Origin of the sequence: Ruegeria atlantica, from assembly GCF_013032455.1 — a bacterium.
Taxonomy (GTDB): Bacteria; Pseudomonadota; Alphaproteobacteria; order Rhodobacterales; family Rhodobacteraceae; genus Ruegeria; species Ruegeria atlantica_B.
The window spans coordinates 37,306-55,460 of sequence record NZ_WQCF01000012.1; the positions used below are offsets into that span (position 1 = coordinate 37,306).

The 18,155-nt window shown below is 57.8% G+C and carries 27 protein-coding genes; 12 read left to right on the top strand and 15 right to left on the bottom strand.

What is annotated here, in order from left to right:
* The first annotated feature begins 91 nt into the window (after positions 1-91).
* Entirely contained in the window at positions 92-892 is an 801-nt protein-coding gene (locus GOW93_RS17535; protein WP_170387137.1) for a glycoside hydrolase family 25 protein, read from the top strand.
* Here GOW93_RS17535 and trmD read toward each other — a convergent pair.
* The 10 genes from trmD to GOW93_RS17585 form a co-directional block, all read right to left on the bottom strand.
* A complete protein-coding gene (gene trmD, locus GOW93_RS17540) occupies positions 889-1,686 on the bottom strand; it encodes a tRNA (guanosine(37)-N1)-methyltransferase TrmD (RefSeq protein ID WP_170387140.1) in 798 nt (265 codons plus the stop codon). The genes GOW93_RS17535 and trmD overlap by 4 nt on opposite strands.
* A complete protein-coding gene (locus tag GOW93_RS17545) occupies positions 1,683-2,498 on the bottom strand; it encodes a hypothetical protein (protein WP_170387142.1) in 816 nt (271 codons plus the stop codon). The genes trmD and GOW93_RS17545 overlap by 4 nt, the downstream gene beginning before the upstream one ends.
* On the bottom strand, positions 2,498-3,001 hold the full coding sequence (gene rimM / locus GOW93_RS17550; RefSeq protein WP_170387144.1) for a ribosome maturation factor RimM: 504 nt from the start codon (positions 2,999-3,001) through the stop codon (positions 2,498-2,500). Before rimM ends, GOW93_RS17545 begins: the two co-directional genes overlap by 1 nt.
* Positions 2,994-3,143: a hypothetical protein gene (locus tag GOW93_RS17555; RefSeq protein WP_170387146.1), complete on the bottom strand. Its 150-nt coding sequence runs from the start codon at positions 3,141-3,143 to the stop codon at positions 2,994-2,996. Before GOW93_RS17555 ends, rimM begins: the two co-directional genes overlap by 8 nt.
* A gap of 2 nt (positions 3,144-3,145) precedes the next feature.
* Positions 3,146-3,781: a 5,6-dimethylbenzimidazole synthase gene (gene bluB / locus GOW93_RS17560; RefSeq protein ID WP_170387149.1), complete on the bottom strand. Its 636-nt coding sequence runs from the start codon at positions 3,779-3,781 to the stop codon at positions 3,146-3,148.
* Between the two features lie 12 nt (positions 3,782-3,793).
* Positions 3,794-4,183, bottom strand: coding sequence for a 30S ribosomal protein S16 (rpsP, locus tag GOW93_RS17565; protein WP_170387151.1), 390 nt, complete (start codon positions 4,181-4,183; stop codon positions 3,794-3,796).
* Positions 4,184-4,226: 43 nt separating this feature from the next.
* Positions 4,227-4,523: a chorismate mutase gene (locus GOW93_RS17570; protein WP_170387153.1), complete on the bottom strand. Its 297-nt coding sequence runs from the start codon at positions 4,521-4,523 to the stop codon at positions 4,227-4,229.
* A complete protein-coding gene (locus GOW93_RS17575; RefSeq protein ID WP_170387155.1) occupies positions 4,520-5,074 on the bottom strand; it encodes a GNAT family N-acetyltransferase in 555 nt (184 codons plus the stop codon). The genes GOW93_RS17570 and GOW93_RS17575 overlap by 4 nt, the downstream gene beginning before the upstream one ends.
* Entirely contained in the window at positions 5,075-6,580 is a 1,506-nt protein-coding gene (gene ffh, locus GOW93_RS17580; RefSeq protein ID WP_170387157.1) for a signal recognition particle protein, read from the bottom strand.
* Between the two features lie 160 nt (positions 6,581-6,740).
* Positions 6,741-7,259, bottom strand: a complete 519-nt coding sequence (locus GOW93_RS17585) for a hypothetical protein (protein ID WP_170387159.1) — start codon at positions 7,257-7,259, stop codon at positions 6,741-6,743.
* Between the two features lie 88 nt (positions 7,260-7,347).
* Between GOW93_RS17585 and GOW93_RS17590 the strand changes: the two genes are divergently transcribed.
* Positions 7,348-7,878: a prolyl-tRNA synthetase associated domain-containing protein gene (locus GOW93_RS17590; RefSeq protein WP_170387161.1), complete on the top strand. Its 531-nt coding sequence runs from the start codon at positions 7,348-7,350 to the stop codon at positions 7,876-7,878.
* Here GOW93_RS17590 and GOW93_RS17595 read toward each other — a convergent pair whose 3' ends face one another.
* Both GOW93_RS17595 and GOW93_RS17600 read right to left on the bottom strand, forming a co-directional pair.
* Positions 7,879-8,619, bottom strand: a complete 741-nt coding sequence (locus tag GOW93_RS17595; RefSeq protein ID WP_170387163.1) for an aspartate/glutamate racemase family protein — start codon at positions 8,617-8,619, stop codon at positions 7,879-7,881.
* Between the two features lie 66 nt (positions 8,620-8,685).
* The gene (locus GOW93_RS17600; RefSeq protein WP_170387165.1) at positions 8,686-9,267 is read right to left on the bottom strand and encodes an FMN-dependent NADH-azoreductase; all 582 of its coding nucleotides are present in this window, start codon (positions 9,265-9,267) and stop codon (positions 8,686-8,688) included.
* Positions 9,268-9,384: 117 nt separating this feature from the next.
* Between GOW93_RS17600 and GOW93_RS17605 the strand changes: the two genes are divergently transcribed.
* The 3 genes from GOW93_RS17605 (at position 9,385) to GOW93_RS17615 (ending at position 11,801) form a co-directional block, all read left to right on the top strand.
* Positions 9,385-10,263, top strand: coding sequence for a LysR family transcriptional regulator (locus GOW93_RS17605; protein WP_170387167.1), 879 nt, complete (start codon positions 9,385-9,387; stop codon positions 10,261-10,263).
* Positions 10,260-11,174, top strand: a complete 915-nt coding sequence (locus tag GOW93_RS17610) for a DMT family transporter (protein ID WP_170387169.1) — start codon at positions 10,260-10,262, stop codon at positions 11,172-11,174. The genes GOW93_RS17605 and GOW93_RS17610 overlap by 4 nt, the downstream gene beginning before the upstream one ends.
* Before the next feature lie 192 nt (positions 11,175-11,366).
* A complete protein-coding gene (locus GOW93_RS17615; protein WP_254443672.1) occupies positions 11,367-11,801 on the top strand; it encodes a universal stress protein in 435 nt (144 codons plus the stop codon).
* 6 nt (positions 11,802-11,807) lie between these two features.
* On the opposite strand, the gene GOW93_RS17620 is transcribed toward GOW93_RS17615, so the two are convergent.
* The gene (locus GOW93_RS17620; RefSeq protein ID WP_170387171.1) at positions 11,808-12,143 is read right to left on the bottom strand and encodes an ArsR/SmtB family transcription factor; all 336 of its coding nucleotides are present in this window, start codon (positions 12,141-12,143) and stop codon (positions 11,808-11,810) included.
* Between the two features lie 231 nt (positions 12,144-12,374).
* Here GOW93_RS17620 and GOW93_RS17625 point away from each other — a divergent pair, with 231 nt between their 5' ends.
* The 5 genes from GOW93_RS17625 (at position 12,375) to GOW93_RS17645 (ending at position 14,945) form a co-directional block, all read left to right on the top strand.
* Entirely contained in the window at positions 12,375-12,707 is a 333-nt protein-coding gene (locus GOW93_RS17625; RefSeq protein ID WP_170387173.1) for an AtpZ/AtpI family protein, read from the top strand.
* A 2-nt stretch (positions 12,708-12,709) separates the two neighbouring features.
* The gene (locus tag GOW93_RS17630) at positions 12,710-13,468 is read left to right on the top strand and encodes a F0F1 ATP synthase subunit A (RefSeq protein WP_170387175.1); all 759 of its coding nucleotides are present in this window, start codon (positions 12,710-12,712) and stop codon (positions 13,466-13,468) included.
* A 48-nt stretch (positions 13,469-13,516) separates the two neighbouring features.
* Positions 13,517-13,741, top strand: a complete 225-nt coding sequence (locus GOW93_RS17635) for a F0F1 ATP synthase subunit C (protein ID WP_005981269.1) — start codon at positions 13,517-13,519, stop codon at positions 13,739-13,741.
* A gap of 86 nt (positions 13,742-13,827) precedes the next feature.
* Positions 13,828-14,379, top strand: a complete 552-nt coding sequence (locus GOW93_RS17640) for a F0F1 ATP synthase subunit B' (protein ID WP_170387177.1) — start codon at positions 13,828-13,830, stop codon at positions 14,377-14,379.
* A gap of 5 nt (positions 14,380-14,384) precedes the next feature.
* Positions 14,385-14,945 carry a F0F1 ATP synthase subunit B gene (locus GOW93_RS17645; RefSeq protein ID WP_170387179.1) on the top strand — a complete coding sequence of 187 codons (561 nt, stop codon included), beginning with the start codon at positions 14,385-14,387 and terminating at the stop codon, positions 14,943-14,945.
* 21 nt (positions 14,946-14,966) lie between these two features.
* Here the strand turns inward: GOW93_RS17645 and GOW93_RS17650 are convergent, their stop codons facing one another.
* On the bottom strand, positions 14,967-15,467 hold the full coding sequence (locus GOW93_RS17650) for a metal-dependent hydrolase (protein WP_170387181.1): 501 nt from the start codon (positions 15,465-15,467) through the stop codon (positions 14,967-14,969).
* On the bottom strand, positions 15,467-16,237 hold the full coding sequence (locus tag GOW93_RS17655; RefSeq protein ID WP_170387183.1) for a FadR/GntR family transcriptional regulator: 771 nt from the start codon (positions 16,235-16,237) through the stop codon (positions 15,467-15,469). The genes GOW93_RS17650 and GOW93_RS17655 overlap by 1 nt, the downstream gene beginning before the upstream one ends.
* A gap of 151 nt (positions 16,238-16,388) precedes the next feature.
* Between GOW93_RS17655 and GOW93_RS17660 the strand changes: the two genes are divergently transcribed.
* Together GOW93_RS17660 and GOW93_RS17665 are read left to right on the top strand one after the other, a co-directional pair.
* Positions 16,389-17,588, top strand: a complete 1,200-nt coding sequence (locus GOW93_RS17660; protein WP_170387185.1) for a PLP-dependent aminotransferase family protein — start codon at positions 16,389-16,391, stop codon at positions 17,586-17,588.
* Positions 17,589-17,633: 45 nt separating this feature from the next.
* Positions 17,634-18,044 carry a hypothetical protein gene (locus GOW93_RS17665; protein WP_170387187.1) on the top strand — a complete coding sequence of 137 codons (411 nt, stop codon included), beginning with the start codon at positions 17,634-17,636 and terminating at the stop codon, positions 18,042-18,044.
* Positions 18,045-18,155: the final 111 nt, after the last annotated feature.

Consider the following 18,155-nt stretch of genomic DNA (forward strand, 5'->3'; position numbering starts at 1 on the left):
CGCCGTTCGAAAACTGCACCGTTGCCTTGTGGCGCGGATCAGGCATGCTGGAGGTAATTATAAGAGCAGTCATTTAAAACAGGAACCGATCATGCGCATTGCATTGATGCTGGCCGTCCTGGCCTTTGCGACCCTATCCTGCGGTCGCAGCACCCCTCCGCCTCAACAGGTCGAGGCCAAAGCTTTTCTGAGTACAACTTCACCGTCGGTAATTTACCCGGCCTTTGGTGATGCAGACCCACATGACTGGGATGGGCGGCACCCAGGTCATTACCCGGTACACGGGCTGGACGTGTCGCGCTGGCAGGGCGCGATTGACTGGCGACGGGCCAAGGCGTCGGGCGTCAGTTTCGTGTTCATCAAGGCGACAGAGGGCGGCGATGTGGCCGACCCCATGTTCGACGATCACCGGCGCGGCGCGCAGGCGGCGGGCGTGCCGTGGGGGGGGTATCACTATTATTATTTTTGCCGCCCGGCGCATGAACAGGCGCGGTGGTTCATCAAGAATGTGCCAAAGGGCGCTGACCTACCGCATGTGCTGGATATGGAGTGGACCCCGCATTCCAGAACCTGCAGATTACGTCCCGACGGTGCCACTGTCCGGGCAGAGGCCAAACGGTACCTTGATATTCTTGAACGCCATTATGGTCGTCGCCCGATTGTCTATACCACCGTGGACTTCCACGCTGACACAGGTATCGACCGATTGCGCGGAACCGAATTCTGGCTGCGGTCCGTTGCCGGGCATCCGCACAAGGTATACCCCAAGTCCTCCTGGCGGTTTTGGCAGTATACTGGCACCGGGCTGGTGCCGGGCGTCGAAGGTAGGGTGGATATCAATACATTCAACGGCCACCCCGAAACTTGGGCGCGTTGGAAGGCGGGGGGTTAGTCCCGCTCCTTTTTGTAGGTCTCCCAGAGATCGGGCCGTCGTTCGCGGGTGATCTGTTCGGATATCTCGTGCCGCCACTCTGCAATGCGCCCGTGGTGACCAGACATCAGGATATCGGGGATCGGGCGGCCTTTCCATTCTGCGGGTCGGGTGTACTGCGGGTGTTCCAGCAAGCCCGACGAAAAGCTCTCCTCCTCGGCTGAGGCCTGATTGCCCAGAACGCCAGGGATCAGCCGCACCGTCGCGTCGATCAGGGCCTGCGCTGCGATCTCGCCGCCAGTCATGACGAAATCACCTAACGAGACTTCCTGCACGCCGTAATGCTCCAGCACCCGTTCGTCGACACCTTCGAACCGGCCACACAGTAAAGTCATGCCATCGCAGCGCGCAAGGTTCTGCATCATGTTCTGATCCATCCGGCGACCGCGTGGGCTGAGGTAGATCAGAGGCCAATTGCCCCGAATGCCCGCCATCGTATGTTCGATCGCTTCGCCCAGCACATCGGCGCGCAGTACCATGCCGGCACCACCGCCTGCGGGTGTGTCATCCACATTGCGGTGCTTGCCGATGCCAAACTGACGTAGATCGACAGTTTCCAATTGCCACAACCCGTCCTGCAGCGCCTTGCCGGTCAGGCTTTCTCCCAAAACTCCGGGAAAGGCCGAAGGAAACAGCGTGATGATCTTGGCCTTCCAAACACCATGCAGGTCCGGCGTGGGGGTCATCAGTTCACGTGGCTTCAAGGTCGGGCGGATCGCTTTGCGACCGTGGGATTTATTGGGCTTGTCTGTCATTTTGTGCCGACCAGGGTGCTTTTCGCGCGTTCGATAATCGCCGCCTTTTGCTCGATAAGGGCGGCGTCGTCCAGACGCGAGCGATTCAGATTCAATAATTCCGCCAAGGCATCTTCGGGCAGGCGGGTGTTGGTCTTAGAAGGCGGTTCCAGCAGCTTTGCCCTGTCTTGCGGTAGATCCAGATACTCGGCAAATGGTGTGCCGGGGCCATAGCGGCGCAGTTGCAATTCCTCCAGCCATTCCGAGTGGACGAGGACCGAAGGCAACCGCTCGCGGATCCGTTCCACGGTATCTTCCAGCGAAGGTATATGCTCCATGTTGGAGCGGAAGGTTTCGAAATCCTGCACTTGGCGCATCCGTTGCAGATCATGCGCCCAAAGGCTGCGCAACCAGCCGCCGCGTTGGCGAAGGGACAGGTAGATAGTGATTTCAACCTCTTGGCCCGAAAATCGGTGATGGACCGCATCCACCAAACAGGCAGCCAGTTCAGGTGCGGCGGAATAGCCTTGTTCGATGTTGCGGCTGGGGCGCAGGCCCGCGAAGTTTTCCTCGCTGACGATCAAGCCCCGCTTGTCGCCGAAGTCCAGCGTGTCCAGAAGCCCTCGCACCTGTGCTCCGAATTCTGCAAGGGTTCCAACAGTGCCATAAACAGAATGATTGGTGGCCGCCCGCGAAAGTCCGGAATTGCGGGTCCGGTAGGGCAGCACCAATGCGAAATGCGGCCAGATCAGTTCACGGTTGTCATAGAGAAAGGATTGCGCCGCAGTCGTGCCGGTCTTGTGCAGGCCCAAATGCAGCAGAACGCGTCGCATCAAAGCAACCCTTCGGGTGGGTCAGCGATGATGCGGCCCTTGTCCAGATCAACCGTTGGCACGGATTCCATTGTAAAAGGCAGCAGGACTGTGGATTTCAGGCCCGGCCCGTGCAGTTCCAGAAGGTCGGCTGCGCCGTGGTTCTGCACCGATTTCACCCGGCCCAGCAGGGTGCCGCCCGTGTCATAAACCTCAAGCCCGATCAGGTCGGTGTGGTAGAATTCGTCATCGGGCAACGACGGCAACTGATCGCGGCGTGCAAAAAGGCGCAAGCCGTTGATCGCGTCTGCCTGTTCCTTGGTTTCAACGCCGCCCAGACGTGCGGCAAACCCGTTCTTGATAGCGCGCGTAAGCACCAGCGGGTACCGCTCCTTGCCCTCTTCGTCGGTTAGTGGAGAGTAGGTTTCGATGTCTTCAGGCACGGCGCAAAAGCTTTTCAGGCGCACCTCACCGCGAACGCCGTACGCACCCGCCACACTGCCCACGCAGATCAGATCACTCATTTGGCCCTTCCACAGTCACACATAGCCCGTCTTGCCAGTCGCCGCGCGCCTCACAAGCTTCGCGCTGGTTCGAGCGTTCAAAGAACACACCCACAATAAAAGCGATCATCAGCAGGATGGGAAGTCGTATAAGCCCGAACATTCCTAGCGTACCTCAATCGGCAACGTGTTGTTCCGGCTTTCCCAACCCACCAGTTCCAGTTCGGGCGTATCGGAAAATTCTTCGGGGCGGCCAACACAGAAATAGCCGATCAGACGCCAGTTCCTCGGCACGTTCAGATCACGCGCCAGTTGGTCGGGGTCCAATATGGAAACCCAGCCCAAGCCTAGCCCCTCGGCCCGCAAGGCCAACCAGAACAGGGTAATGGCAGACACAACCGAATATCGCCGCATCTCGGGCATCGTTCCTGCACCCAGGCCCTGGCCTTTGTCAGTGGCATCGTCGCAGAACACCGCCAGTTGCACCGGGGCCTCTTGCATGCCGGACAGCTTCAATCGGCTGTAAAGCTGCGCCTTTTCGCCGGAATAGCCATCCAGCGCCTGTGCATTGGCCGTTTGGAAATTCTCAAGTGCCGCGGCACGTGCGGCCGGGCTGTTAACGCGAATAACGCGCCAAGGTTCGCTGAGCCCTACCGAAGGAGCCAGTCGAAACGCGTCGAGGCAGCGCGTCAGCACTGCCTCGTCTATAGCGTCGGTGCGGAACCGGCGCACATCACGCCGGAGCCGCATCAACAGATCGAACTGCGTGCGAAAATCGTCACTGAAAGTCTGATTCTGCACGCGCCCGCCTGCTTATTCTTCTGCTGCAGCTTCTTCAGCCGGTGCGGCAGCCGCTTCGGCAGCTTCAGCAGCCTTTGCAGCTTTCTCTTCCGCGCGCTCTTGAGCTTTCTTGCCAGGGGTACCTTTGTTGGGGTTGTTGCGCTCGGCTTTTTCACGAGTGCCAGCAGCTTCCAGCATACGTGCGATACGGTCGGTGGGCTGTGCACCCTGATCCAGCCAGTACTGAACGCGCTCCATGTCCATTTTCACGCGCTCTTCGCTGTCTTTCGGCAGCAGCGGGTTGTAGGTGCCCAGCTTTTCGATGAAACGACCGTCGCGCGGCATGCGGCTGTCAGCAGCCACGATGCGGTAGAAGGGACGTTTTTTCGAGCCGCCGCGGGCGAGACGAATTTTCATTGCCATGGTGGTATCTCCTTTGGATGGCGTTTACCGGGATCGTTTCCGGTTAATTCTGGTGTTTCTTGTGGTGTCGGATGACTTCCTGAATGATGAAATTCAGAAAAGCCTTGGCGAAGTCGGGGTCCAGATCGGCCTCTTTCGCCAGGTCTTCTAATCGTGCGATCTGCGTAGCCTCACGCGTGGGATCGGACGGGGGAAGTTCGTGTTCAGCCTTGAGCTTGCCAACGGCCTGCGTGTGCTTAAACCGCTCGCCCAGCGTATAGACAAGGATCGCGTCCAGCCGGTCGATGCTTTCGCGGTGGTCCTTCAATAGCGCAGCAGCCTGTGTCACGGGGTTGGTCATGCGTAGGCCTCCATGCCGCCATTCACCAGATCTGCTGGAGCAGGATGCCGCCAGATCTCGGTGGTGCCGAATTTCGGGTGTTCGTAGTGGTAATCAAATGAAGCGCCCATCCGTTTGGCCACGGCCTTGCTGGCGTGGTTTTCCGGGTCGATCAGCGAAATGGCCGTGTCCCAGCCCAGCACGTCATAGGCATAGGCGCGCGCGGTCAAAGCGGCCTCGGTCGCGTATCCTTTGCCGGTGGCATGTGTCATCAGAGTCCAACCCACTTCGGGCTCTGGCCACCCTTCGGGGAACCACAGGCCAATCCGACCGACATAGGCGCCGGTGTCTTTTTCATTGACACTCCAATATCCATAGCCACGCAGAGCCCAATGACCAAAATGCAGTGCAATTACCCGCCAGACTTCATCCCGACGCAGAGGTCCGCCGACATACTTCGCAGCATCGCTGGCGAAGAACCCGCTGTCTGCGTCCAGATCGGCCTCGGACGGCGCGCGCAGGATCAGGCGCTCGGTCTCAAGCCGGGGGATATGTTGGGCGATAGCGTTCATTTACTTTTTCTTGCCAAACCCGCTGAGGCCCGGAGGCAAGGCCATGCCGCCACCCATTCCGGGCATTCCACCGGGCATCTTTCCCATCGCCTTGGCCGCCTGTTCCAGCGCCTTGGGGTCCATGCCTGCCGCCATTTCCTCGGGCGAGGGGCCACCTTTGCCGAACATGCCTTTCATGGCCTGTTTCAGCATCTTGCCTTTGCCCATCTTGCCCATTTTCTTCATCATGTCCGACATCTGCCGGTGCATCTTGAGCAGCTTGTTGAGGTCACTGACCTCCATACCGGAACCCGCTGCAATCCGCTTCTTGCGGCTCGCTTGCAGCAGTTGCGGGTTGGCGCGTTCGCGCTTGGTCATGGACTGGATCATGGCGATCTGGCGCTTGAGCACCTTGTCATCCATGCCTGCCTCTTCGACCTGTTTTGCCATCTTGCCCATGCCGGGCATCATGCCCATCATGCCCTGCATGCCGCCCATCTGGATCATCTGTTCCAGCTGCATTTTCAGGTCGTTCATGTTGAACTGACCTTTGACCATGCGCTTCATCATGCGCTCGGTCTGTTCCATCTCCATCGTTTCCTGGGCCTTTTCGACCAGGGCCACGATGTCGCCCATGCCCAGAATACGACCGGCGATCCGGTCCGGCTCGAAAGTTTCGAGCGCGTCCATCTTTTCGCCTAGACCGACAAAGCGGATCGGCTTGCCAGTGACCGCACGCATCGACAGCGCTGCACCACCGCGCCCGTCACCGTCCATCCGGGTCAAAACCACGCCCGAGATGCCAACCTTGGCGTCGAATTCCTCGGCTACCTCAACGGCGACCTGACCGGTCAGGCCGTCAACAACCAGCAGGGTTTCACGCGGGTCAACCGCATTGCGGACCTGCTCGACCTCGTCCATCAGGACTTCGTCGATATGCAGACGGCCCGCGGTGTCGAGCATATAGACGTCATAGCCGCCCAACGTCGCCTGTTGCTTGGCGCGTTTGGCGATGTCGACGGGTTTCTGGCCGGGAACGATCGGTAGAGTGTCCACGCCAACCTGCGTGCCCAGAACGGCCAACTGATCCATTGCCGCCGGACGATAGACGTCGAGCGAGGCCATCAGAACCTTCTTGCCCTCTTTCTCTTTCAGGCGTTTGGCCAGCTTGCCGGTGGTGGTGGTCTTACCCGAACCCTGCAGACCGACCATCAGGATCGGGGCAGGCGGGTTGTCGATCTTCAGCTTGCCGGGGTCTTCCTCGCCACGCAGGGTATCAACCAGCGCATCATGCACGATCTTGACGACCTGCTGGCCGGGAGTGATCGACTTGGTGACCGCCTGACCGGTCGCTTGTTCCTGCACCTTCTTGACGAACGCGCGCGCCACCGGCAGCGAGACGTCGGCCTCAAGCAGGGCAACGCGGACTTCGCGCAGGGCGGTTTTTACGTCTTCTTCGGACAGCGCGCCCTGTTTGGTCAGCCGGTCAAAGACGCCGGAAAGGCGTTCGGATAGATTTTCAAACATGCCTTCGGCCTCCTTAGCCGGTTATTTGGTGGCGTGTCCTAGATAGGATGCGCCGGTTAAATGCACAAACGCCCCCACGGGCGAAACTCGCTGGTGGGGGGCGATCCCTGAACGACTCAAGGGACCGGAAGATCAGATGCTTCCGGATGTTTGCGGCGATTTAGGCCGATTGGCTGTCAGAGTCAACCTTGCGCGCCGGAAGCCATTTATTGACTGCATCGACCAGCCGGTGTGACCCTGATCCATTGGAATAAGCCTCGACAATCGGATGGCGTCCTGCGCTCATGCCTTTGTTCAAAACGAGAACGGGGCGATAAAGAGTCGATGAGCCCTTGTTACTGCGCGACGTCGTGGATTCAATTTCGGCGTGGGATAGGTTCGAAAGTACATGCTCAACCGCCTCATAGCCGAAAACAGACTGCCTGCGGATCACGATACTATCTTTGGTGCGGTCCAATATGACCTGCACGCGGCGAACAAAGGCACAAAAGGCGCCGAAGCCCAATCCGCCCCCGCCAAGTGCGAAGATGAAGCCGAATAAGATGCCTTCGCCACCTTCGCTCATCAGGAACAGGCCGGGACCGACGAAGGCAAGAATGAAGAAGACCAGCGTGATGCCGGTGAACCATGGGGTGTCGGACAGGATCAGTTGGTTCGGGTCATTGCGCGTCACTTTCATGGCGGCACGCTAGCATCGAATTCCATCTCTGTCGTGGCTTGAATTTACCCTCAGGTTGCGCGATGAGCGCGACAGACAGGAGGTTCCCATGGACGCATCATCTGCATTTCAGGACACACTACCGCTCAGCTCGGATGCGCTGTTGGCGCAGTTGGATGACTGGGGCCTGACCTATCGCTTGCACACGCACGTTCCGTTGCGCACGGTTGAAGACGCCAAAGCGGTCGAGGATCAGTTCATGGTGCCGGGTGAGAACTCTTTGCGGCTCAAGAATCTCTATCTGCGCGACAAGAAAAAGCGGAACTATCTGGTGACGCTAGAGCAAAGCCGCGAGATTGACCTCAAAGCGCTGGGGGCAGAGCTGGGAGTGGGGAACCTGTCGTTTGGCTCGGCAGATCGCCTTATGCAGAACCTTGGAATTCGTCCAGGTGCGGTCAGCCCGCTGGCGATGATAAATGGGGTGCAGAATAACGTTCGCTTTTTCATGGATGGCGCTGGGCAAGAAGCGGATGTCATCTATATGCACCCGCTGGTCAATGACCGGACCGTGGTTCTGGCGCGGGCAGACCTGTTGGCGTTTTTCGACAAGATCGGCTGTGACGTGACCTGGCTGCCCTGATCAGCCTTCCAGCGCCTCGTTCAGCGCGGAAGCAACATGCGCAGCCGATGGATTTATGAACAGATGCCCATCTGCCTCGAACACCGGATCGTCCAGATGATCGGGGAAGGCCAGTGGCAATTCCGTGCAAGCCAGCAGGATGGCCGTGCCGGGTGTGGCGTGCTTGTTGCAAAAGGCCAGCAACCGTGCGCGGGCGGTATCGGACGCGCCACCGTAGAAATCGCTGTCGATCATGGCCTGCATTTCGGTGATTTCAGGATTGGGCAAGTGGTTGTTGGCGGTAATGCCCTCTTGGGCCAGCCGGTCGGCATAGTCGGTTGCTTGCATGGTGACCGACGTACCCAAAATCAGGGCCTTTGAGGCGCCTGTGGCTGCTGTGACTTCGGCGGTGGCGTCAAAAATACTCAGGATGGGCATGGAAACACCCTGCCGGATCGCATGCAGCCGCGCGTGCGGCGTGTTCGAGGCGATGATCCCAAAATCGCAACCAGCATTTTCCAGCGTCAGCAACGCCTCGCGAAAAACAGCGTCAAAACCGGCCCAGCTGGCTTCGTCCCCGGCCATGCCACGCAAAGCGCGTGTTTTGGCCTGCGTGACCGACTCGATGGTCATTGGCGGGATCGGCAGCGGAGAGCCGTAACCGCGTTCGGCAAAATACCGGCCAGCGCCTTGGGCAATCGCCCGATAGTAGTCCACGGTCGAGGCCCAGCCTACACCACCCAGAATGCCGATTTTCTTCATAAGCAAACGCCCAGCCTGTTGTTCGGGAACAGACTGGACGTTTCACAAGGCAAAGACCAGAGACGATCAGGCCGCCAGTTCGGTTACGGCTTTGTGGGCGTTGCTCAGTGCCGCTTCGGCGTCCAGCGCCATCTTGTCGGCGGCTACAACCTCGACATCTGTGATGCCGATAAAGCCCAGCACGTGGCGTACATAGTTAGTGGCAAAGTCGATCTCGGACCCGACCGCCGTACCGCCCGAGGCGATGGCCAGAACCACGCGCTTGCCGTCCAACAGGCCTTTGGGACCGTTCTCAGTGTACGAGAATGTCAGACCCGCGCGGGCGACAAGATCGATCCAGGCTTTGAAGGCTGCTGGAACCGAGAAGTTGTAAATCGGCAAACCGATGACGATGGTGCCGGCGTCCTGCAGTTCGGCCACCAGTGTATCCGACAGCGCCAGCTGATCGAGCTGTGCCTGGGTGCGTTGATCGGCGGGCGTAAAGTTGGCATTGATCCAGCCTTCCGTCAGCAGGGGCAAGGGGGTCGCAAGATCTCGACGAATGATACGGGCCGCGCCCAGATGTTTGACGATGCGGTCAGACAGGTCTCGAGTGGCAGAACCCTCGCGGCGGGCAGAGGCGTCGATATGCAGGATGGTTTTGGTCATTTCACTTGGTCCTTCCAGTAGGAAATTGTGTCTGCCCCGAATATGGATGTTGCACGTGTGAACAAAACTCGGATATATCAACATTGATTGTTGGAAATTGCACATAAGATGATTGCCATGGACAATTGGGATGAAGTGAGAACCGCCTATCAGGTCGCCCGAATGGGAACGGTCAGCGGGGCAGCCGATGTTTTGGGTGTTCATCATGCGACGGTGATCCGCCACATTGACGCGATCGAGGCGCGATTGGGCGTGAAGCTGTTCCAACGCCACGCACGAGGTTACACGCCCACAGAGGCCGGAGAGGATCTTTTGCGCGTCGCGCAAGCAACCGAGGATCAGTTCAATCAATTGGTCGGTCGCATGAAAGGCCGGGGGGATGATGTCGCGGGAGAGCTCGTTGTCACCTCACTGGCATCGCTTGCACCGCTTGTGGTGCCTATTCTCAGCGAGTTCCAGCAGCTCCATCCCGGCGTTATCGTACGCTACCTGACCGGCGATCGGTTGTTCCGCCTGGAGTATGGCGAAGCCCATGTGGCGATCCGTGCTGGTTCCGTGCCGGATCAACCCGACAATGTGGTGCAACCCTTCTGGACTCAGGAGATGGGGTTGTACGCCAGCAAGGATTATGTCGCGCGGCACGGTGCTCCATCGGGGGTCGAGGACTTTGCCAATCACTCCTTTGTCGGCAATGATGACGAAAATAGTCGCGCACCATTCTCGCAATGGCTTCGGGAGAATGCACCGGCCGAGGCCATCACCTTTCGGTGTTCGAATAATTTCACCATGCGTCAGGCGGTGCTGTCAGGGGCCGGGATCGGTTTTATGTCGCGATGGGAAGCCGCAAGAAACCCTGAATTGCAGGAGGTGATGACCAACCTGCCCGAATGGTCCGGCAAGCTTTGGCTGGTAACCCATGTGGATCTGCATCGCACAACCAAGGTGCAGGCGTTCCTGACCTTTCTGAAAGACCGTATGAAAGAGTGGAAGGCGTGACGTCGCAAGCGCAAGGCCATTTGGCAATGCTGACCTTTTCGGCATTGGTGGCTGGCAGTTTTTCACTGGGATCGCTGATTGCCAATGAAATTGCCCCCGAAGCGATTACGGCGGCGCGCTTTCTGATTGCCTCTGTGCTGATTGGGGTCGTTGCGCTTTTGACCACTGGTTTACCGCGCAGCGCGGCGCAGGCACCGTGGCGCTATCTGGTGCTCGGCGGGCTTTTCGCCGCCTATTTCGTGCTGATGTTCCATGGCTTGAAAACTGCACCGCCCGTTAGCGCGGCAGCAGTATTCACGCTCACCCCGGTGATGTCAGCCGTGGCCGGGTGGGTATTGCTGCGACAGATCACAACACCAAGAATGGCTCTGGCGCTTTCAGTAGGCGCCGTAGGTGCATTGTGGGTCATATTCCGCGCGGATTGGCAGGCTTTCAAAGCCTTTGAGATCGATCGCGGCGAAGTCATTTATTTCTTTGGCTGTGTGGCGCACGCGATCTATACACCCATGGTGCGCAAGTTGAACCGGGGTGAGCCGGCGGTGGTGTTTTCTTTTGGCACTCTGGTCGCTGGCTGCCTCTTGCTTACCCTTTACGGCTGGTCCGAGATTAGCTCGACAGACTGGGCCAACCTGCCGCTGATCGTTTGGGTTGGGCTGTTATATGTGTCGATTTTTGCGACAGCAGCCAGCTTTGTTCTCGTGCAGTTTTCTACCCTGCGGCTGCCTTCGGCCAAGGTCATGGCCTACACCTACCTGATCCCCAGTTGGGTGATCTTGTGGGAAATAGCGTTGGGCCAGCAGCCACCTGCGTTATTGGTGCTGGTCGGAGCGATCCTGACAGTCGTAGCGCTTGTGCTGTTGCTGAAATCTGAAGAACAGCCCGGAAGTTCGGCCAAGCCGGCGCCTGAGTGAGGGTCGGTTTCAGATTGGATTGTGCCAGCGTTGACCGGAAATACGCACAGGCAATTGACTATGAAGCCAGCATTTATCTGATCTCAGCGGCAGGTTTGTCAGTCCGCAATCAGGAATGTTAGCCGGTGTTTTTGTGGCTAAGCCGACCGTTGAGGTAGATCAAAGTTTATATATGCGAATATCTCTATTCTTTTGGCGGAGGAGGACGTCATTATGTACACCCACATCATGTTTCCTGTTGACCTGCACCTGCCGCCAGAAGTCCGCAAGGCTGCCGATGTCGCGGCTGAAGTCGCCAAGTGGCAAAAAGCCAAGATTACAGTTGTCAGTGTGACCGGAACTCAACCCGGTGATCCTGTTCAGACGGACGCCACGACCAACGAAGAATTGCGCGCTTTCGCTGATCAACTGGCCAAAAACAGCGAGACAGAAGTTGCGTTTCTCAATATTCACTCGGTCGATGTTGCGGCTGAGGTTGACGGCGACTTAAAAGGCGCTGCCGAAGAAATCGGCGCTGATTTAATTATTGTCGGCACCCATGCACCGCGGATAACCGACTATATCTTTTCCAGCCATGCAGGATATTTGGCCAATCACGCCAATGTTTCCGTCTTTGTGGTCCGTTAGATCGGACTAGGGGTCTTCCGACGCGGGCAGTTCGATTTCCAGAAACCGTTCGAACGCATCTAAATTGACAGGTTCGAACTGTCCGAACCCCTGCATCCAGACTGAGGCATCGCGCAGAGCATCCGGTTCCAGCTTGCACCATTTTACCCGACCGCGTTTTTCTTGGCTGATCAACCCGGCCTTTGTCAGTATGACCAAGTGCTTTGAGATCGCGGCTAATGACATGTCGAACGGTTCGGCAACGTCGGTCACGGCCATATCATCTTCTAGCAGCATCGCCAGGATGGAGCGGCGCGTAGGGTCAGCAAGGGCTGCGAATACGGTATCGAGATCGTTGGACATGACTTCGCTGAACCATAGACATGGGGATTGGTCAACCATTTGGTTGAATATGCGGAATCTGCCCTTTTGGTCTGCAGGAAGGCTATGCCACAAGTTTTGCGCCGATGAAGATCTGGGGAATTATAATGAAAAACAATGGTTTAACATGCGTCAATTGGGGCGCTCAACGCCGTTGACTCTGTGCCTTTTGCCGCTTAGCACCGTCCCCAAGACTGTACGAGGGAAACGCCCGTGACCGATGATGACCAAAAGCAGCGTATGGCGCAGCTTGAGGCCAAGATCGAAGCGGCGAAAAAGGCTAAAGAGCCGAAGCCCCGTGCAGATGCTGACGTGTCCGGAGGCGAACTTGCCTGGAGGATGGTCATAGAAATGGTATCCGGTCTGGGGATCGGATTTGGCATCGGATACGGGCTGGACAGCCTGCTCGGGACAATCCCGATCTTTCTGGTGCTGTTCACATTGCTGGGCCTTGTCGCCGGAGTGAAGGTTATGCTCCGCAGCGCCAAAGAGGTTCAAGAGAAACAAGCGGCGGCTGAGGCGGCCGAAAAGGACGAGAGGGACTGAACGTGGCAACTGAGACCACCGCAGCAGAAGGCAGCAGCCTGGTTTTCCACCCGATGGATCAGTTCATCGTTAAACCGTTGTTCGGTGACGGTGGCATTGCATGGTACACGCCCACCAACGTGACCTTGTGGCTGTTCCTGGCGATTGCGGCGATCTTTGGCCTGCTGGTTCTTAGCACCTCGAAGCGCGCGATTGTTCCGACCCGGATGCAGTCGATTGCTGAATTGGCCTATGGCTTTATCTACAAGATGCTGGAAGACATCTGCGGCAAGGAAAGCGTCAAGTACTTCCCCTATGTCATGACCCTGTTCATGTTCATCGTCTGCGCCAACTTCCTGGGCATGATCCCCATGTCCTTCACCACGACATCGCATTTCGCCGTGACCATCCCGCTGGCGCTGTCGGTCTTCCTGACCGTGACCGTGCTGGGCTTTGTCAAGAACGGTGCCGCCTTCCTGGGCTTGTTCTGGGTCTCCAGCGCACCGCTGGCGCTGCGCCCGGTTCTGGCGATCATCGAGCTGATCTCGTACTTCGTGCGTCCGGTCAGCCACTCCATTCGTCTTGCCGGTAACGTCATGGCAGGCCACGCCGTGATCAAGGTATTCGCAGGCTTCGCCGCGATTGCCGCGATCTCGCCTGTGTCCGTGCTGGCGATCACCGCAATGTATGGCCTCGAGGTCCTCGTGTCCTTCATCCAGGCCTACGTTTTCACCATTCTGACCTGTGTTTATCTGAAAGATGCGCTGCATCCTTCGCACTAAGGTCCGATACCCAAACATCGAAACTTCCAATTCGTAAGGAGAAACATCATGGAAGGCGATCTCGCACACATCGGCGCAGGCCTGGCAGCAATCGGTTCCGGCGCAGCCGCAATCGGGGTGGGCAACGTTGCAGGCAACTTCCTGGCCGGCGCCCTGCGCAACCCTTCGGCGGCTGCTTCGCAGACCGCAACCCTGTTCATCGGTATCGCATTCGCAGAAGCGCTGGGCATCTTCGCATTCCTGGTATCGCTGCTGCTGATGTTCGCCGTCTAATCTGCGGAACCTGATCCTTACGCGCAGGTGGGTCCAAGCCATAGCGGCCCACCTGTTGTAAAGACAACGTTCCGACGGAGGACATCATGGCGACTGAACCCATTAGCGAAGAAGTAGTTGGCTCGTGCATCGACTCGCATGGCTCTGCCATCGGGATGCCGCAGCTCTGCTTCGATTGGTTCCCCAACCAGATTTTCTGGCTGGTCATTACGCTGGTCGTCATCTTTCTGGTCCTGTCTCGCGTGGCTCTGCCCCGCATCGCGGCAATCCTGGCTGAACGTCAGGGGACCATTACAAATGACCTGGCTGCGGCCGAAGATCTGAAGGCCAAGGCGGTCGAGGCCGAAGAGGCCTATAACAAGGCGCTGGCCGATGCCCGTGCCGAAGCGCAGCGTATCGCTGCCGAAGCCCGAGCAGAAATCCAGGCTGGCCTGGACGACGCGATTGCCCAGGCGGACGCGGAAATCGCTGCAAAGGCGGCTGAATCGGAAAAGGCAATTGCCGATATCCGTGCCGGTGCGCTGGAAAGCATTCAAGTGGTTGCCAAGGATACGGCGGCTGAACTGGTCACAGCACTGGGCGGCGAGGCAGATGCCAAAGCCATCGACAGTGCCGTTGACGCGCAAGTGAAAGGATAAGTGACATGCGGAATACTCTTGCTCTTGTCCTGACCCTTGGCGCAGCCAGCCCCGCGCTGGCCGCAAGCGGCCCGTTCTTCTCGCTTGGCAACACCGACTTTGTCGTGACGTTGGGCTTCCTCGTCTTCATCGCGGTCCTGTTCTACTTCAAAGTACCGGGCATGATTGGCGGTGCGCTGGACAACCGTGCCGAAGGCATCAAGTCCGAGTTGGACGAAGCCCGTGCCTTGCACGAAGAAGCCCGCAGCCTGCTGGCCTCGTATGAGCGTAAGCAGCGCGAAGTGCAGACACAGGCAGACGCGATCGTTGCGGCTGCGAAAGACGACGCGGCTCTGGCGGCTGAGCAGGCCAAGGCCGATCTGGAGAAATCCATCGCACGCCGTTTGGCTGCTGCGCAGGATCAGATCGCATCGGCCGAAGCTTCGGCTGTGAAGGAAGTCCGTGATCAGGCCATCACCGTCGCTGTTTCGGCAGCCAACGCGGTACTGGCCAAGCAGATGACCGCCACACAGGCGAACAAGCTGATCGACGCTGCCATTGCAGATGTTGGTGAGAAGCTTCACTAACTCTGGTCACATGACCTGAATTTAAGACCCGAGAGCCTCTGGTTCTCGGGTTTTTCTTTGCCTGTGCCAAAAGACAAATGCAGCGAGCAGTGTGATCCCGATCTCAACCATGAAGGTCCAGTGGTTCAGGAAGGAAAGGATCCAGTGTGAATGCGTGGCTTGGACCGTCACCAGGGGATAAGCGGCATCGCTGAACGGCCACGCCCAGGAAACGCTGCCCACGATCGAATCCAGCACCATGTGAACCAAGCCTCCGGCGCCGAACCCGGCAATGATGCTGCCGACCCGATCGGACCATTTACGAAGGATCAAGCCGAAGATCAGAAAACCTAACCACAGGATTGGTCGATGGGTGAGGTATTCGTGATGGTGGTGACTGCGATTGTCGACAAAGTAGAACCACAGCATGTCGATATCTGGTGCCATCGCTCCGATCATGGCTGCAGCAAAGACAACGGGGCTGAGTTTTGGCGTGGCGGTACGAAAGAACAGGTACGCTCCGGGCAGGTGTCCGATGAACATCAGGTTTGCCCGGTCTCATGCGCAAGCCTCTGCTGCGCGATCTCTTCATTGTGCTGGGCCTTCTGATGGTCTTCCATGCAGCGCTGCACAAAGCTCAGGTGCTGGTGAACCGCGTTGCGCGCGCCCTTTGGGTCGCGCTCTTGTATGGCCGCATTGATGGCGCGATGCTGGTCAAGAATTGCGCCACGCGTGGTGCTTTGCTGGAACATCATCTGTCGATTGTAGAACACGCCTTGCTGCAACAGGTCATACATTGAGCGCATCATGTGCAACATCAGGACGTTATGGCTGGCTTCAATGATGGCCATGTGAAACTGCGCGTCCAGCTCGGATTCTTCCTCGGTTGCATTGCGAGCGTGCGCAGCTTCCATTTTGTCGAATATCGCCTGCACCACTTTCAGATCGCTGCTTGATCCCATACGGGCCGCACGTTCGGCGGCCAGCCCTTCCAGATCCTGGCGAAAGGACAGAAAATCGAACACGGCTTCATTATGGCTGCTGAAGAGCCGAACCAGAGCCGGAGAAAAGGCCGAGCCCAGAACCTCGGCGACGTAAATGCCAGACCCTGCCTTGGCGGTCAGCAAGCCTTGATCCTGCAACTTCGATATCGCTTCGCGCAATGAAGGGCGTGAAACGCCCAATCGCTCTGCCAATTCGCGTTCCGCCGGAAGCCGCTCTCCTGGGCGTAAGATACCGCGCAGGATCAGCAGTTCGATCTGTCTCACAACCGCGAGGGATAGCTTTTCAGTCTGAATTTTGTGAAAGGGCATACGTGCTTTCCAAAATTGGTCAAATCATATGACCACGGTTTTCTTGAGGGTTCAAGAACGCGCATCCCTAGTTTTTTGTTACACTAGGTCAGAACTATTGACATTGTTGAGTCAATGCCTAGGCTGCCCAACGTGAATGCGGAGGAAGCCTATGTTGACCAAAGATTTGTTTGCAACGCGAATGTCGCGGATGAAGGCGTCTGAGATACGCGAATTGCTCAAGCTGCTGGACCAACCTGGCATCATTTCCTTTGCAGGCGGCATTCCTGACCCAGCGCTGTTCCCGGCGGAAGCTTTTGCTGATGCCTTTCAGAACGCGTTGGGGACTGAGAAACAAGCGCAGGCGTTGCAATACTCGGTTAGCGAGGGGTACGCTCCGTTGCGCGAATGGTTGGCCGATCACATGCGTCAGATCGGGATTGAATGCGGGTTGGACAACATCCTGATCACTTCGGGATCGCAACAAGCACTGGATTATCTCGGTAAGCTATACCTCTCTCCGGGTGACACGGCGCTGGTGGGGTGGCCCACTTATCTGGGTGCGCTGGCGGCGTTCAACGCCTATGAGCCGCGTTTTGACAAGCTCAGCATCAATGGCAATCGCGGAGCGGCTGAATACGCCGCGGCAGCAGGCGAAAGCTTGGTGAAATTCGCTTATCTTTCGCCCGACTTTGCCAATCCAACTGGCGAGACCGTGGACCTTCGCGGTCGGGAAGCGTTGTTGGATTTGGCCGAGGACCTGAACTGCGCTGTGATCGAAGACGGTGCCTATCAGGCCCTCCGCTATGAAGGAGAGCCCATCCCCCCGGTTCTGGCGCTGGAACTTGCGCGTAAGGGCTCGATTGAGGACTGTCGGACAATCTATTGCGGCAGTTTCTCGAAAACCCTGTCTCCGGGTTTGCGGGTGGGTTGGGTTGTGGCTGCCAAACAGGTGATTTCGCAACTTGTGCTGATGAAACAGGCAGCCGATTTGCATTCTGCAACGATTAATCAGATGGCTATCAATGACGTCGCGCGGGCCTGTTTCGATACGCATATCCCCATGCTGCGGCGTGTTTACGGAGCGCGCCGTGACGCAATGCTGGATGCGCTGGTTGAACATATGCCGAAAGGTGTGGAATGGACCAAACCCGAGGGCGGCATGTTTGTCTGGGTAACCTTGCCCAAAGGCATGGTCGGGGCTGATCTGTTGGCTCGGGCGCTTGAAACGGTGAAAGTGGCCTTTGTGCCGGGGCAGGCATTTTTTCCGGACGGGTCAGGGGCCAACACGATCCGCCTGAGTTTTTCAAATTCCGACGAAGCGACGATCCGAGAGGGTGTCCGCCGGTTGGGAGAGGTCCTGCGCGCCTGAGTGCCGGCAAGATTTTGTTAACCTTGTGGCGGCAAAACTGGCCGTATGATCCGGTATCTGCCCCTCATGCTGGTGCTGGCCGCCTGTTCGGCCGGCACGCCTTATTTTCGCGATATACCCGCAACCCGAGTGGCGGTGAATGGCAGCATTTTTGATGTGCGCATACGCGGAGATATCGCCGAGGCCGTTCGGGTTAATACACAATACGCACCGCGTCTGGGGCCGATCCGGGACTGGGCCGGGTTGGCGATGGCGCAGGTCGCAGGTTGCCCAGTTTTGGACGTGCTGGGCGATGCGGCGGTGACGGTTGGCGTGCTGGGCTGCGATCGCGAAGCAGGAGAGCGTTTGTTGCTGACTTCTATCTCGACCCCGAACTATGAATGTGTGGATTACGGGGTCTACGAAGATGTTGGTAATGGCTACGGATATCAGGTGTTCGAGTGTACGCCTTACTGAAATACGCGCTTTCCTGCGCATTTCGGCAAGATATTGTGGATAAGTCGGGTTGATATCCCATATCCTGCGCAACCTCGTTGACTCATGCCCAATCCGTTGCGCAGACTTCAA